Origin of the sequence: Hymenobacter glacieicola (assembly GCF_014640315.1) — a bacterium.
Lineage (GTDB): Bacteria > Bacteroidota > Bacteroidia > Cytophagales > Hymenobacteraceae > Hymenobacter > Hymenobacter glacieicola.
Map to the genome: position 1 here is coordinate 222,660 of NZ_BMGS01000002.1, position 12,688 is coordinate 235,347.

Consider the following 12,688-nt stretch of genomic DNA (forward strand, 5'->3'; position numbering starts at 1 on the left):
CGCAGCGCACTGGATGGGCTGGGCCACCGCCATCCTGGTGGAATGGGAGGAATTCCCCCGCCAGGTGCTGATCAAAAACTTTCACTGTGTACCCGCTGAAGACCTGAGCCCCGCTGAGCTGGCCGGCATCATTGCCGCCTGGAAAGCGTGGAAGCCGGGCCAGCCACGACCAACGACTGTTCTCTATGGTGATATCTGCCACTTCGCTGCCGCCGCTTGGCGGGGCGCAATTGACCTTGTTTGCGGCGGCTTCCCCTGCCAGCCCTACTCCGATGCCGGCAAGAAGCTCGGAAACGACGACCCTCGCGCGCTCTTCCCGCAAATGCTTAGAGTCATTCGAGAGCTTGCCCCGGGCTGGGTTCTGGGCGAAAACGTTCGTGGCCTGCTTAGTCAGGCAAAAGGGCTGGCATTCGAGTCAGTGTGCGCTGGCCTGGAAGCTGAAGGCTACGAGGTTCAACCGCTGCTACTTCCAGCTGCAGGTGTCGGTGCTCCCCACAAGCGGGATCGATTCTGGTTTGTTGCCCACGCCCACCACGGACAGCCAGAACGACCGGAGCAGCAAGTACGCTCAGGGCGGCATGCCGCTGGCCTACGCGGTGAAGCTGCTGCCCACGCCGAGAGCGAACAAGGTAGAGGGCTACAGCAGTCCTGGTTACAGACCAACCCTGTATCAGGCTCTGCTACCTACTCCCACAGTGAGCGGCAACCACAACCGGAAGGGAGTCAGTGCCAACTCGGGCGATGGGCTGAGCACGGCGGTGAAGAAGCTGCTGCGGACTCCGGCAGCCTCGGATGCCCAGACGGGCTACATGGGGCCGGGCAGGCTGGAGCAGGGCAGGCAAATCAATCTAGAAACGCAGATACGCTATGCTGGCAAGTGCCAGACTTCCGGCTTACTGAACCCCCGCTTTGTAGAGCAGATGATGGGCTACCCGCCGGGCTGGTGCGAGTTAGCACCCGTGCCAAACAACTCAAAGGCTACGGCAACGCCATAGTACCCCAGGTAGCTTACCAACTCTTCCTCGCTATTGCTGACTGGATAGCCCTCTACGCATGAAATACCGCCCCGACATCAACGCCCGGGCCTACTCCCGGCCGCTGCTAGAAGCCCGGCTGGACGAACTGGAGAAGGCCGAACGCCACGCTACCACCGTCTGCCGGCCCCGCATTATGGAGCTGCGGGCCATCCGCAAAGAACTCTCCCGTCGAAATAAAACCCTCAAATCCACTATCTGATGAGCTTCGATCCAATCCAAAATCGCATTACCTGCATCAAGCAAAGCCTTGCTCCTGAGCCCGAAGATTGCCCCCAGTGTGAGGGTCGTCACCCTGCCGTAACCGATTGTGATAACTGTTATGGCACTGGCCAGGTCGAGTATGACTACAGCGGGGATGCCCAGCATGATATCCGCTGGCTGCTGAAGCAAGTAGAAAAGCCGCAGCGCACCTATACAGCCGAGTCAGACCGCGAAGCTTGGCTCATCCTCGACGATGCCCGCGCCAATGGCCTCGACGGGGAAGCCCTGGCCATGGCCTGCGAGATGGCCGCCCAGAAGCTGCGCCCCGTGGCTGCGCCCGACCATGATGAGGCCGCGCTGGAGCAGCTGGCCCAGAAGTACCCGATTCAGTTGCTGTGGATGCAGAACCACATACCCTGTGGTGAATGCGGTAGCTGCTACGCTGGTGAGCCTTGCGCTAAGCTTTACGCTAAGCATGCTGGCGGCACTACTCAACCCATCATTGCCGCCGGTACCCCGTCCGATGGTGGCCGGGCCAACTGCCTGAACTCGGATTGCGCCGGGTGTGAGAAGGGAGGTGAGGGGAAATGAGCATTATCGACATCGAACTGGACGAAGAGATGGAAATGCCCTGCCCCTGCCAGCACTGCGGTGAATGGTTCGACCTACACGACGGCCGCAGCTCAAAATCGTGGTATCCCGGTACCGTCATCTGCAAAGAGTGCCGTGATGAGGAACGGGAGGAAATGGAGGCGGAAGCAGCCGAGGACGAAGAGGAGGATGAATACGAGGAAGAAGACCCTGACGACTTCAACCCCGACGCCTGCCCCGAGTGCGGTAGCGACGAAGCTGGTGCCGTCATCTGCTCCGAGTGCGGCCACATCCTAGTTGATGACGATGACTGAGAAAATGACTGTGGCCCAATTCCGTGCCTCACAGCAACGCACGCCCGCATCTGGCACTACCCCGCCGGATGCGGGCCGAAGTGCGTCCAGATCGAAGAAAAAGCCCAGCCCGACCAATTCCCTCACCAAGTCCATCATTACCCTGCTTAAGCTGGAAGGCTGCACCTGTTGGCGCCAGAACAATGGGGCCGTGTACGATGCCAACATCGGCGGCTACCGGGCCGGCTCCGTCACGCCGGGCATCAGTGACATCCTGGGCTACCACCGGGCAACGGGCCGCTTCCTGGCCGTGGAGGTGAAAACCGGCCGCGACAAGCTCAGCCCCGAGCAGGAGCAGTTCCTCCAGGAGGTACGCCGGGCCGGCGGCTTTGCCTGTGAGGGCCGCAGCCTGGAGCAGGTCCGGCAAGAATTTACCCAGTGGCAGAAGTCACTTACCGCCGGGTTGTCCAGCGGATGAGCAGCAGGAGCACGGCAATGCAGCCAGTAATCGGAATGAAGATGCCACAACTGTAACCCAGCACTTGCCAGAAGTCTCCAGTAGCCTTTGATGCCACCTGAATACCGGCAATGATGAAGGAAAATACCGCAATGAACAGCCCGAATATCTCAATCAGCTTGCCATAAAAGCCCTCCAACTTGGAGGTAAGGTCGGCTTGCTTCTTATCCAACTCCTGCTTCGCTACCTCAAAGTCACTTTGAAAACGCTGGATTTCGCTCTTGAGTGGCTCAACCTGCTGAGCAATCAGCCTTTGAGCACGATTAACAGCAGGTTTAAGAAAGTCGTGAATTTCCTCGGATTCAGACATTGCCTCTGATATGAAAAATATACGGTGAATAAAGTAAGTCAAAGTAATCACTATCCCTTATCCCAACACTCTCTCCCCATTATTCCCCACGCCATGCCTCGCAATCCGAACGCCGTTTACCTACCCACGCTATCCGTTTCCGAAACCCGCCGCGTCCTGCTATCGAAAGAACTCTGTACCCAACTCGGCATCAAAGCTGGCCACCTGGTGGATCTGATTCCCCCACCCCGTCGGGGCGGGGCCTGGTATCTGGACATCCGCCCCCGCGTCGGCAAGCCGCTGACCCACACCCCCAACACCCGGCCCTGCTTCTTTACGCCCTACCTCATCAACCGGGACGTGCTGCACGATGGCAGCCAGGTACGCAAGCGGGTGAAGCTGCTGCTGGGCTCGGAAGTAGCCGATAAGCCCGGCTTGTATCACCTGCAAGAAGTGTAGGGGGTTCACGCAACAAAGGGGTGTACTATACCCGGAATCCTGCACTACGGCCAGGGTAGCTTTGGGCTATGCCCAACACGCACATCGTACCCATTGAGCAGGTGAAGCTTCACCCGCACAACCCCCGGCTCATCAAAGACAACCGCTTTGAGCAGCTGGTGCAGTCGCTAATCGACTTCCCGGACATGCTCCATGTGCGGCCGCTGGTCGTGGATGAGGACTACTTCGTACTCGGCGGCAACATGCGCCTGCATGCGGCCCTGCGCCTGAGCTACAAGGAAGTGCCCGTCCTGCAGATAACGAACTGGACGGAGGCCCAGAAGCGGGAGTTCATGATCAAGGACAACGCGTCCTTTGGGGAGTGGAACTGGGAGGTGCTGGCCAATGAGTGGAGCGAAAACCCACTTGGGGCCTGGGGTATCGACCTGCCCGAAGACTGGCTCAGCCCTCCCGATGAACAAGAGGAGGCCACCAGCAGCGGTAGCGGCTCCGGAGACAGCCCAGATAGCAGCTTGGATGACGAGCAGGAGTACACGCCGGGCCCTCGCATGACCATCACGTTCCCCTCGGCGGAAGACCTGCAGCATGCGGAAGCCGATGTACAAGAGCTACTGGACCGCAAGTACCCCGGGGCCAGTTTCACGGTGCAAGTAGGCGAGCGAAATGGGTAAGTCGTCGCACACAGTCGCACAGCAAAAAAGGAAGCTGCTGGATGCGCTTCGTGCGAGCCTGGGGGTAGTGGAAACTGCCTGCAAGCGCGCGGGTGTGCCCCGTCGTAACCACTACGACTGGATGGCCAAGGACAAGAAGTACGCAGCTGAAGTCGACGAGATTGAGGATGTGGCCCTCGACTTCGGGGAAAGCCAGCTGCATAAGCTGATGAACGGCTACTCGGTGCCTGATACCAAGGTGTTTTTCAACAAGGAAGATCCGGACAGCCCCATCATCGTGCCCCTCACCAAGCACATAGGGCCCGACCCTAGTTCCGTCATCTTCTTTCTCAAAACCAAGGGCAAGAAGCGGGGCTTCGTGGAGCGCACCCAGGTGGAGCACAGCGGGGCCATAGGCGGGGTAAAAGTGAGCATCCGAAAAGCGAAAGAAAAGGATGGAAACTAAACAGCTTGATCTAGATATTGAAGGCTCTGAGTTGCTGGAAACCACCCTGAACAACACGGAGAAGGTGTTGATTCACAAGGGGGGCTCGTCGTCGTCCAAGACGGTGAGCATTGCCCAGGCCCACATCATCTGGTCGTTTCAGGAATTCGGCAAAACCTACTCTATTGTCCGCAAAACACTGCCAGCGCTGCGGCGTGGTGCGCTGAAAGACTTCAAAATGGCCCTGGCCCTGGCTGGCTGTGAGGATTGGTTTGTAGAGAATAAGTCGGACTTGACCTTCACCAACCGGCAGACGGGAACCGTCATTGAATTCTTTGCCATCGACAACGCCCAAAAGGCCCGCGGCCCCCGCCGCGACCGACTCTGGTGCAACGAGGGCAACGAACTCGACTTGGAAGACTGGCGGCAGCTCACCATGCGTACCCGAGGCCGCATCGTGCTGGACTACAACCCCAGCATGCTCCAGCACTGGATTTACACCGACGTGGAAACCCGTTCGGATTGCCAGGTTATCCACAGCACTTACCAGGATAACCCCTTCCTGACGCCCGACAACATCCGCGAAATCGAAGTCGACCTGCCCGTCTACGCTCTGCCCGATGGCAGCACCTACACGGACTGGGCTGGCACTTACGAAGGCAAGGGCACCCTGCTCAGTGGCGACCCCTTCCGCTGGGCCGTGTTCGGTCTGGGCAAGCGAGGTGCCGCATCGGAAACCATCTACAAAGTCCTGTATGACTCGGCAGGCCTGACCCCAGGGCGGCAGCGCAAGCTGGGCCTGGACTTTGGCTTCAACCACGCCACGGTCTTGTCTGACCTGGAATACCGGGACATGCCCGGCAAAGCCGAGCTGCACATTGATGAACTGATTCATCAGTCCTACCTCACCAGTGACGACTTGATCCGGATGCTGCCCGAGGTGGGCGTCTCGAAGCGGGATGAAATTGAAGCCGATGGCGCCCGGCCCGAGATGATCGAGGCTATTAAGCGGGCCGGCTATAACATCAAGGCCGCCGACAAAGGCCCGGGCTCCGTCAAGGAAGGCATTGACAAGCTCAAGGCGGTGAAGCTCTGCTTTACCAAGCGCAGCAAGAAAAGCCGGGACCAATTCCAGATGTACCGCTGGAAGAAAACCAGTTCGGGCGACATCCTGGATGAGCCCATCAAGCACGAAGACGACGCCCCCGACTCGGTGCGCTACGGGGCAACCTCCCTCATCAAGACGCGCACAGCCCCCCGTCGTCGTTCCGCTCAACCCTCTATCGTTCGCTAACCCTTCAAGTCCAGCAACATGCCCAAGTATATGCCCAAGACTGGCGATGTGGTAACCACTCCAGAAACCACTTTCCCGATGACTGTCGAAAGCTTCGACCCGAACACCATGACTTGCGCCTTGGTGGGCTTTGCCCCCGGCAGCGCGGAGCTGACGCGCCTGGATCAGGTGTGTGCCATGGAGCTGAAGTTGGTGCCCTCTATCGTTCGCTAAACACTATGAAAATTGAAGACATTGATAAAGCAGTAGCGTTTCGCGCTGACCTGATCAAGGCTGAAAACCTACTCAACGAGGTGAAGAAAGTTAGTGTACTAGGTGGTCGTGGCTATATCCGAATAGCTGCTGGCACAGGCGCTTCTGTAGATGTTGACGCAGCTGACATAAGCGCAGGCACTTGGCGGAGAGTAGTTGATGCTATCTGCACTGATTTGAATGAGGAAATCAACAGCTGTGCCACAGCTATAGATAAGCTGTAGCATGCGCCACTCCCTCACTCTCACCTCCGCTGATGGTAGTGAATCTGTCATCCTGAGCGTACCGACCACCTGGGACGACGTGACCTTACAGCAGTACATCGACTGGCAATGCTCCGAGGAGCCCGCCGTGTGCGTGCTGGCCGGCATCAGTCAGCAGCAGCTCGACCGCCTGGCCTGGCTAGATGCCCAGTACCTGCTGAACCTGCTGGCCTTCGCGGCGGAAACGCCCGAGCCCCCGGTGTCGGAAGGGCTGAAAGACCCGGGCAGCGCCACCTATGGGCAGCTGGTGCTGGCGAATCAGTATTTCGAGGAGCACCCCGATAAGCCGACCATCTGGTATGCGCCGTACATCTACGCCCTGTACCGCTGCCGCGAAGTATGGGGCCGCAATGACCAAGGCAAGGAAGCTGAGATGCACCAAGCTATTCTGCAAGAACCCGTGGGCAAGTGCCTGAGCAACGTGCTTTTCATGTACGCCAGCTGGCTTTCTTCTACGAACGTCATGCTGGCGACCCCCAGGACCATGCCGAGCCCAGCGAGGAAGAATACGACGCCGGCTTGGAGGAGCTTTCTGACCGCTTTGGGCAAACCCTTCAAACCGATGCGCTTGCCAGCAGCTTAAGGCTCAGCTGGGCCGCCGTGTACGCCCTGGACGCGGATACGGTGTACCGCAAGCTGCGGCTAGAGCAGGCCCGCGCCGCTTACCAGAAACGATTACACGCTATTCACCGAGAGAAAACCAAGTAGGTATGAGTGCTGAAAATGTAACCCTGCTCATTGTACTGAGCGCCCTAGTGCTGACGGTGGCAGTGCATGTCTTTTTCATAGGCAAGAAAAGCAGCGGTGACATGCTGCCCGGGCACCGCAACCCGCCTAAACCTCCTAAGCGGCCCGAGTCACGTCGCCGCCCTAACCCCACGATTGTTCGCTAAGATGAGCTACGAACGCAGACTTGAGATTGAGGCCCTGCCCGCGGAAGAAGGCTGGGGCAAGTGGCAAGCAGTTATAGGCTACGGCACTACGATGGTGGAGCGCAAGAACCTTATACCGCTTACCATCTGGGTAGTCGGTGTTACTGGCCCTTTGGCAGTGGAAGCCTACCAGTATCAGCGTTGGCGGTTTGCTGAGCAGGTAACAGCAAACACCACAAAGCCCGCTGACTCACGAGGCTTCTGCTACACGCGCTGGCACAGCAACACGGACTACACCGACTACTCACCCCGCGCCACTGACCTGAACATGATGTGCGCCGAAACCCGTGAAGAGCTTTGCCGCAAGGTGCTGGCCAAGCTTGACGGGGAAATAGCTGACCGGAAAAAGTCGTTGGCCATTCTGGAATCACGCAGAGCAAACTTCGAATAAGCATGACCCACGCCCAACTCGTCGCCTACCTGGAAGAGCAGGCCAAAGAAGCCGGGGCTGCTTCCTTCTGGCATGGTAAGCAGGCTCAGGCCAACATCAACTACGATGCTCCGTTTCCCCAGGCGCACTTGTTCCTGATGCCCTCCCGCATCAAAGGCGGCACCATCACCACGCAAGTAGCCATGTGCTTCTACGGCAAGGATGAGCACGAAAACGATCCGAACCTAAATAACGAGGTGAGCCTGGCTATTCAGAATGCCATGGACTTGCTGACTCAGCACTTTCACGTTCTACTGGCCTCGGAAGAAGAGCAGGATGCCGAACTGGTTGATGGCTTCATGGACCGGGTGCCGGTGCTGCGCAAAGGTGCGGGCATCGGCACGGGCTACCTCGTCAACTTCACCCTGAGCAGTCTGGTCGTATGCTAGCCAGCGCCAAAGCCGCCTTTGCCCAGTCCATGCCCGAGCTGGTGGCCCTAACGGTGGAGGCCCTGCGCACCCATCCCCAGCAGCCCTACGGCCGCCCGGCTACTGCCAGTGGCCGCACCGCCCAGCAGATTCGGGAAGAGCACGGCGACGACTTCGGCCAGGTACTGGGCCCGGCCCACATGCAGGCCCTGCTCACCGGGCGCAGGCCTACGGGCGCCGGTGCCAGCACCACAAGCGAGCCCCTGCACACCATCCTGGAACAGTGGGCCCAGGACAAGGGCTTGCAGCTTCGGGATGGAATGACCTTCAAGCAGTTCGGCTACGCGGCTGCCTATAAAATTCACAAGCAGGGTACGGCCCTGTACCGCTTGCGGCAACCCTCGGGCCTGCTGGACAAGGTGCTGACCGCTGAATTCCTCAACACGCTCAAAGCCCGCATTGCCGCGGGGGAAATGGTGGCTATTGCCTCCGAACTACGCACTGCCCTAGCCGCTTGATATGAACCCCACGATTCTACTTACTGCCAGCTGCAACCCACAAAACGAAGGGGTACTGGAAGCGGCCTGCTCCACTAGTGACGCGGGGGCGGGCTCTAACGGGCAGGCGTTGGGCGTGCAGCTCTACGATGCTATTACCGATGCCCCGGTCGGCGATCCGCAGGGTTCAGAACAATTCACCTACACGTTTACCTTCCAGCCCATCGCTAACGGCACCTACTACGTCATCCTCACCGACCTGGACGGGGAGACGGCGCGCAGCCTGGAGGTGGAAGTCAGCTGCACCACGAGCGGCGGCGGGCCGGGCGGCGGCGGGGCCTTCCCGCCGGGCGTGCAACTGGCTGATTACTGCTCGGCTGATCTGGTGGGGCGGCGGGTGCGCCTGTTTTTCGACGTGGCTACCCGCGCTACGGCTACCGATCTGAGCGACGACGCGACCTGCACGCCCGGACAAGGGGAGCCGGTCGATCAGGCTATCTTGTTTGACGACTGCGACGGCACCACGAAGCTGATAGTGCGCTACCAGCGGCCCGACCAGGCTGTACTCACAGAAACGCCCAACAGCACGGCCTGCGGCTACACCCCGCCCGGCGGGGGCGGCGGCGGGGGTACTGATCCGGACCCTGACCCCGACCCCACGCCCGGCCCTGAGCCCGACAGCCAATGGGGAAGCCTCTGGGCGCCCGAGGGCATCCCGGTTACAGCCGAGCCTGCGGGCCCCGATGCGCCGGCCTTCGTGGCCGCCGACCTGTACGCCGGCTTCCCGGCAGGGCACCCCTTGGCCGCCGATCGGCCGCTTACGTTTGTGGCCGCGCTGCGGGCCACCGTCGCCCCGTCCGGCGTGGCTATGTTTAACCTAGCCCCGTATTTGCGCTCGGAGGTAGGCGCGCTGCTGCCCAGTGGTAGCCGGCGGCTGGATTACAACAGTGCCACGGCGCTGACGGAGGATCTGTACGTGGGCTACTCGCTTACGCGGGGCGGGGTGACCTTGGCCCGGGGCTACGCCCTGAACGGGGTGCTCAGTGAGCAGCAGCTCAGCGCCTGGCCCGCGGGCCGGCCGCTAACGCCGTTTGGCGGCGTGGTGCCCGTCTGGCCCGGCTACTCGTTTGCCAGCCCGCAGCGAACGGCTACAGGGGTGGTACCCGTGGAGCCTTCCGCCAGTGGCCAGCGCCTGGTGCATCTGCCTTGCCCGCGCTACGGGCTGCCCGTGGTATGGCTGTCTCCGGAGGGCGGGTATGGCTACTGGGTATTCTCAGGCCAGCCCGCCTATGGCGACGACGTAGGCGAAGGTCAGCCTTACATCGAGGCGGGCACCCAGGAGCTGCGCTATAGCAGCCGGGCCGCTTCTAGGGCTACGGTGGAAGCGTATTCGGGGGTGTTTTCGGAGCGCGCCTTTGTGGAAGGGCTGCGTACGTTGCGGCGCGCGGTACAGGCCTGGTACCAGCCGGAAGCCGATGGGCCCTGGGTGCCGATTGTGCTGAAGGGAGGTGCCTTCCCGGCCTATCGGGAGGGCCGGCGCCGGTACGAGGCCACGGTTCAATTTTCAGAGGCGAAAGCCATAGCGGTCCAAGGACAATGAATGATCTCCTGATTGGTGGGGTAACACTGGATCTTTCGCCAGACACGGCTATTCTGCCCAGCTTCCAGGTATCGGATCTGCTCAAGCCCGATACCATCCAGTCCGATTTCTCTCCGGAGGTGTCGGTACCCGGTACCAGCAAAAACCATCAGTTACTGGGTCAGGCAGCCTACGATGGCAACGCCGCCGGCATCCCGTACAAGTCGCTGGCCAATGTGACCCTGCGCAGTGAAGGCGTGGAAATCATGCCCCGGGCCCGCCTGCTGCTGAAAGGCTACCAGAATGGACAGTACCAGTTGCAGCTGGTGGCCGGCAACAAGCGCTTTGTCGAGGCCTTGGGCGATAAGACGCTCAGCGACCTGGATTTCTCCCGCTTCACGCATGCGCGCACCATCTCAGCCATTGCCGACCGGGCCAGTGCAGCCTACGCGGCCGCTAACGGCTGGAGCTATGAGCTCTACGACCGGGGCCGGCCGCTGGACCCAGCCAATCTTTCGCCCTACGACCTGTGGCCGACGCTTTCGGCGGCGCTGGTGCTGGAGCAGCTGGCCAGCGAAGCGGGCTTTGTCGTCGACTACCCGGCCGAAGGGCTGCTGCCCCGCCTGCAGGTGCCGGCCGTGGCGCCGGCCGAGTACAGCGAAGCCTTCCGCAAGGCCCGCCGCCTGCGTGTAGGACTGGGCCCGGGGCATGAAGATGATGGGGCTCCCGACAGCAACCGTTCGGATGTGGTGAAAACTATCCCGTTTGATGATGACACGCGCCCCATTGGCACCGTGCCAGCGCTGGTGCCCACTGTGGCAGGCGTGTACGACTCGACTAGCTTCTCATACACTGCCGATCAGGCTGTGTACGTGCAGGTGCAGGCCCGTACGGTGGTGCAGATCGTCTACTCCTCGGTGCGCCTCGGCAAGGCCCAGGCCCGGGTGGAGCTGCATATCAACGGCCGCAAGGTGGAGCAGAAGGTAAATGACAAGGAGGTCGTCAACTCGGCCTGGGTGGAGGCTACCAACGAAGACCCTTTCTCAGTTGGAGCCACAGCGGAACGGCTGCTACTCAAGCCTGGCGACCAGCTCACGGCTGTGCTCCGGCTCAGCGGAGTGGGCAATGCTCCGATTGACAAATGGGGCTTTAAAATCTTCCAGGATGTTGCCTTTGGAAATGCTGGGGTAGGCCTGCCCGTGGATAAGTTCGACGTAACAGTACTGCCTGAGCAGCCGCCGGGGGCACAGGTCAACATTGCGGAATGGCTGCCTCAGGACATGAAGCAGCTGGACTTCTTTAAAGCCCTGGTGCAGGTGTGCGGCTTCTCGGTGCAGACTGATGCCTACGAAGACCGGCTGACCTTACACCCCTCGCGGGCCGTGCTGGACAACGTGCCCTATGCCCGCGACTGGACAGCCAAGCGGGACGCACCCGATCTGCCCGCCGGCCAGGCCCGAAGCGTGTCGTACCGCTTCGGGGGCTTCGGCCAGCAGAACCTCTTCCAGTGGGCCGAAGATGAAAGCGGTACCAAAGGCTTCGGCAATGGGACGCTGGTGGTAGCTGATAAGACGCTACCCGCCACCTACACCATGACCACGTTGCCGTTTGCGGCCAGTGAGCCTAGCCAGGCTTTGCCCGGCCTGCTGCTGATCCAGAACTACAAACTCCGGGAAAACGAAGACCCGTTTGCCGAGCCCGAGTACGACACGGCCAGCCCCAAGCCGCGGCTTACGCTTCGCTCTACTGACACCCAGAATATTTCCCTGGTGGAGGGAGCCGTTCGGCGGGCGGTAGTAGCGCCCCTCAGCTACTTTGCGCAGGAGGAAGACGGCCTGAGCCTAGATGCCGAGGGCTACATTCTGCCCGTGGCCTGGGCGGGGCTCGGGGCCATGCTCACTGAAATGCGCTTTCACAAGGAGCGGTACCGGTTCAGCCCGAGGGATATTGCCGAGTTCCTAGCCGAGCCGAACATTCCCATTTGGGACGGCGTGCTGGGTGGGTGGTTTTCCATCTCAAAAATCAACGAGTTCACGTCGACGCGCAGTGTGGAAGTGGAAATGCTGCGGCTGCACCCCTCGTTTCTGGTGGCGCCGGAGCCGGGTGTTCGGCGGGAGTTTGCGGGTAGTGAGTTTGCGCAGCCGGAGTTCTATGTTTCGGACACGGTGTAGTATATTCGGGCTGTCACACGCAACGACTTATCGCCATGCTCCTGAACAATTATAGCTTCAAAGAAGAAGCCGAGACGCAGCGCATTCAGAATGAACTGCCCAGCAATTATCGTTCATGGCTAGAATTCTACGACAGCATCCCGGCTGAGCACCGAGAGGCCCAGGTGCTGCGCACGACCTACCATGGTGCCGAGTATTACGCGAAAGGCACCAAACCGAAGGAATATGTTATTCAGCGGGAATACCTGCTGGCCCGGTTGGCGGAGGAATTGCTGCCCCTACGGATAACGGAAGGTGACTACCACAACTTACGCATGGCGGTAGTTCAGTCATCGTTTAGTGGCGCAGAACTGCAAGGCCCTATATGGAAAAAGCTAAAGAAATCGGCTGCTCAAGATTCCGAATAAACCCAAAGCCCCG

General features: G+C 60.2%; 19 protein-coding genes. 18 read left to right on the forward strand and 1 reads right to left on the reverse strand.

Annotation, left to right across the window (positions count from 1 at the left end; genetic code table 11):
- Positions 1-13 precede the first annotated feature (13 nt).
- Genes IEW18_RS21990 through IEW18_RS04000 form a run of 5 tightly spaced genes read left to right on the forward strand, consistent with a single transcriptional unit; the run spans position 14 to position 2,600 of the window.
- On the forward strand, positions 14-1,057 hold the full coding sequence (locus IEW18_RS21990) for a DNA cytosine methyltransferase (protein WP_373285704.1): 1,044 nt from the start codon (positions 14-16) through the stop codon (positions 1,055-1,057).
- Positions 1,054-1,236: a hypothetical protein gene (locus IEW18_RS03985; protein WP_188556535.1), complete on the forward strand. Its 183-nt coding sequence runs from the start codon at positions 1,054-1,056 to the stop codon at positions 1,234-1,236. Before IEW18_RS21990 ends, IEW18_RS03985 begins: the two co-directional genes overlap by 4 nt.
- The gene (locus IEW18_RS03990) at positions 1,236-1,829 is read left to right on the forward strand and encodes a hypothetical protein (protein WP_188556536.1); all 594 of its coding nucleotides are present in this window, start codon (positions 1,236-1,238) and stop codon (positions 1,827-1,829) included. The genes IEW18_RS03985 and IEW18_RS03990 overlap by 1 nt, the downstream gene beginning before the upstream one ends.
- 29 nt (positions 1,830-1,858) lie before the next feature.
- Complete coding sequence (locus tag IEW18_RS03995) at positions 1,859-2,143, forward strand: hypothetical protein (RefSeq protein WP_188556537.1); 285 nt, start codon at positions 1,859-1,861, stop codon at positions 2,141-2,143.
- On the forward strand, positions 2,136-2,600 hold the full coding sequence (locus IEW18_RS04000) for a VRR-NUC domain-containing protein (RefSeq protein WP_188556538.1): 465 nt from the start codon (positions 2,136-2,138) through the stop codon (positions 2,598-2,600). The genes IEW18_RS03995 and IEW18_RS04000 overlap by 8 nt, the downstream gene beginning before the upstream one ends.
- Here IEW18_RS04000 and IEW18_RS04005 read toward each other — a convergent pair.
- A complete protein-coding gene (locus IEW18_RS04005) occupies positions 2,575-2,949 on the reverse strand; it encodes a hypothetical protein (RefSeq protein ID WP_188556539.1) in 375 nt (124 codons plus the stop codon). The two genes, IEW18_RS04000 and IEW18_RS04005, sit on opposite strands and share 26 nt — an antisense overlap.
- 93 nt (positions 2,950-3,042) lie before the next feature.
- Here IEW18_RS04005 and IEW18_RS04010 point away from each other — a divergent pair, with 93 nt between their 5' ends.
- From IEW18_RS04010 to IEW18_RS04070, 13 genes are all read left to right on the forward strand, one after another.
- The gene (locus tag IEW18_RS04010) at positions 3,043-3,387 is read left to right on the forward strand and encodes a hypothetical protein (RefSeq protein WP_188556540.1); all 345 of its coding nucleotides are present in this window, start codon (positions 3,043-3,045) and stop codon (positions 3,385-3,387) included.
- A gap of 68 nt (positions 3,388-3,455) precedes the next feature.
- A complete protein-coding gene (locus tag IEW18_RS04015) occupies positions 3,456-4,058 on the forward strand; it encodes a ParB N-terminal domain-containing protein (RefSeq protein WP_188556541.1) in 603 nt (200 codons plus the stop codon).
- 94 nt (positions 4,059-4,152) lie between these two features.
- Positions 4,153-4,503, forward strand: coding sequence for a hypothetical protein (locus IEW18_RS04020; RefSeq protein ID WP_188556542.1), 351 nt, complete (start codon positions 4,153-4,155; stop codon positions 4,501-4,503).
- Entirely contained in the window at positions 4,493-5,776 is a 1,284-nt protein-coding gene (locus IEW18_RS04025) for a PBSX family phage terminase large subunit (protein WP_188556543.1), read from the forward strand. Before IEW18_RS04020 ends, IEW18_RS04025 begins: the two co-directional genes overlap by 11 nt.
- A gap of 30 nt (positions 5,777-5,806) precedes the next feature.
- Positions 5,807-5,989 (forward strand): hypothetical protein, encoded by a 183-nt coding sequence (locus IEW18_RS04030; protein ID WP_188556544.1) that lies wholly within the window; start codon positions 5,807-5,809, stop codon positions 5,987-5,989.
- A 5-nt stretch (positions 5,990-5,994) separates the two neighbouring features.
- Positions 5,995-6,252 (forward strand): hypothetical protein, encoded by a 258-nt coding sequence (locus tag IEW18_RS04035; RefSeq protein WP_188556545.1) that lies wholly within the window; start codon positions 5,995-5,997, stop codon positions 6,250-6,252.
- Between the two features lies 1 nt (position 6,253).
- A complete protein-coding gene (locus tag IEW18_RS04040; RefSeq protein WP_188556546.1) occupies positions 6,254-6,874 on the forward strand; it encodes a hypothetical protein in 621 nt (206 codons plus the stop codon).
- A 311-nt stretch (positions 6,875-7,185) separates the two neighbouring features.
- Positions 7,186-7,614 carry a hypothetical protein gene (locus tag IEW18_RS04045; protein WP_188556547.1) on the forward strand — a complete coding sequence of 143 codons (429 nt, stop codon included), beginning with the start codon at positions 7,186-7,188 and terminating at the stop codon, positions 7,612-7,614.
- Positions 7,615-7,616: 2 nt separating this feature from the next.
- A complete protein-coding gene (locus tag IEW18_RS04050; RefSeq protein WP_188556548.1) occupies positions 7,617-8,042 on the forward strand; it encodes a hypothetical protein in 426 nt (141 codons plus the stop codon).
- Positions 8,036-8,539, forward strand: a complete 504-nt coding sequence (locus IEW18_RS04055; protein WP_188556549.1) for a hypothetical protein — start codon at positions 8,036-8,038, stop codon at positions 8,537-8,539. The genes IEW18_RS04050 and IEW18_RS04055 overlap by 7 nt, the downstream gene beginning before the upstream one ends.
- A 1-nt stretch (position 8,540) precedes the next feature.
- Positions 8,541-10,118, forward strand: a complete 1,578-nt coding sequence (locus IEW18_RS04060) for a hypothetical protein (RefSeq protein WP_188556550.1) — start codon at positions 8,541-8,543, stop codon at positions 10,116-10,118.
- Positions 10,115-12,268 carry a hypothetical protein gene (locus IEW18_RS04065; RefSeq protein ID WP_188556551.1) on the forward strand — a complete coding sequence of 718 codons (2,154 nt, stop codon included), beginning with the start codon at positions 10,115-10,117 and terminating at the stop codon, positions 12,266-12,268. Before IEW18_RS04060 ends, IEW18_RS04065 begins: the two co-directional genes overlap by 4 nt.
- Before the next feature lie 35 nt (positions 12,269-12,303).
- Complete coding sequence (locus IEW18_RS04070; RefSeq protein WP_188556552.1) at positions 12,304-12,675, forward strand: hypothetical protein; 372 nt, start codon at positions 12,304-12,306, stop codon at positions 12,673-12,675.
- The last annotated feature ends 13 nt before the right edge of the window (positions 12,676-12,688 follow it).

Excerpts from the sequence above, each read along its gene's own strand:
- IEW18_RS04035 (WP_188556545.1), top strand. The coding sequence starts at position 5,995 with ATGAAAATTGAAGACATTGATAAAGCAGTAGCGTTTCGCGCTGACCTG.
- IEW18_RS04040 (WP_188556546.1), top strand. The coding sequence starts at position 6,254 with ATGCGCCACTCCCTCACTCTCACCTCCGCTGATGGTAGTGAATCTGTC.
- IEW18_RS04015 (WP_188556541.1), top strand. The coding sequence starts at position 3,456 with ATGCCCAACACGCACATCGTACCCATTGAGCAGGTGAAGCTTCACCCG.
- IEW18_RS04070 (WP_188556552.1), top strand. The coding sequence starts at position 12,304 with ATGCTCCTGAACAATTATAGCTTCAAAGAAGAAGCCGAGACGCAGCGC.
- IEW18_RS04055 (WP_188556549.1), top strand. The coding sequence starts at position 8,036 with ATGCTAGCCAGCGCCAAAGCCGCCTTTGCCCAGTCCATGCCCGAGCTG.
- IEW18_RS04010 (WP_188556540.1), top strand. The coding sequence starts at position 3,043 with ATGCCTCGCAATCCGAACGCCGTTTACCTACCCACGCTATCCGTTTCC.
- IEW18_RS04005 (WP_188556539.1), bottom strand. The coding sequence starts at position 2,949 with ATGTCTGAATCCGAGGAAATTCACGACTTTCTTAAACCTGCTGTTAAT.
- IEW18_RS03985 (WP_188556535.1), top strand. The coding sequence starts at position 1,054 with ATGAAATACCGCCCCGACATCAACGCCCGGGCCTACTCCCGGCCGCTG.
- IEW18_RS04060 (WP_188556550.1), top strand. The coding sequence starts at position 8,541 with ATGAACCCCACGATTCTACTTACTGCCAGCTGCAACCCACAAAACGAA.
- IEW18_RS03995 (WP_188556537.1), top strand. The coding sequence starts at position 1,859 with ATGGAAATGCCCTGCCCCTGCCAGCACTGCGGTGAATGGTTCGACCTA.
- IEW18_RS04065 (WP_188556551.1), top strand. The coding sequence starts at position 10,115 with ATGAATGATCTCCTGATTGGTGGGGTAACACTGGATCTTTCGCCAGAC.
- IEW18_RS03990 (WP_188556536.1), top strand. The coding sequence starts at position 1,236 with ATGAGCTTCGATCCAATCCAAAATCGCATTACCTGCATCAAGCAAAGC.
- IEW18_RS04045 (WP_188556547.1), top strand. The coding sequence starts at position 7,186 with ATGAGCTACGAACGCAGACTTGAGATTGAGGCCCTGCCCGCGGAAGAA.
- IEW18_RS04050 (WP_188556548.1), top strand. The coding sequence starts at position 7,617 with ATGACCCACGCCCAACTCGTCGCCTACCTGGAAGAGCAGGCCAAAGAA.
- IEW18_RS04025 (WP_188556543.1), top strand. The coding sequence starts at position 4,493 with ATGGAAACTAAACAGCTTGATCTAGATATTGAAGGCTCTGAGTTGCTG.
- IEW18_RS04000 (WP_188556538.1), top strand. The coding sequence starts at position 2,136 with ATGACTGAGAAAATGACTGTGGCCCAATTCCGTGCCTCACAGCAACGC.
- IEW18_RS21990 (WP_373285704.1), top strand. The coding sequence starts at position 14 with ATGGGCTGGGCCACCGCCATCCTGGTGGAATGGGAGGAATTCCCCCGC.
- IEW18_RS04030 (WP_188556544.1), top strand. The coding sequence starts at position 5,807 with ATGCCCAAGACTGGCGATGTGGTAACCACTCCAGAAACCACTTTCCCG.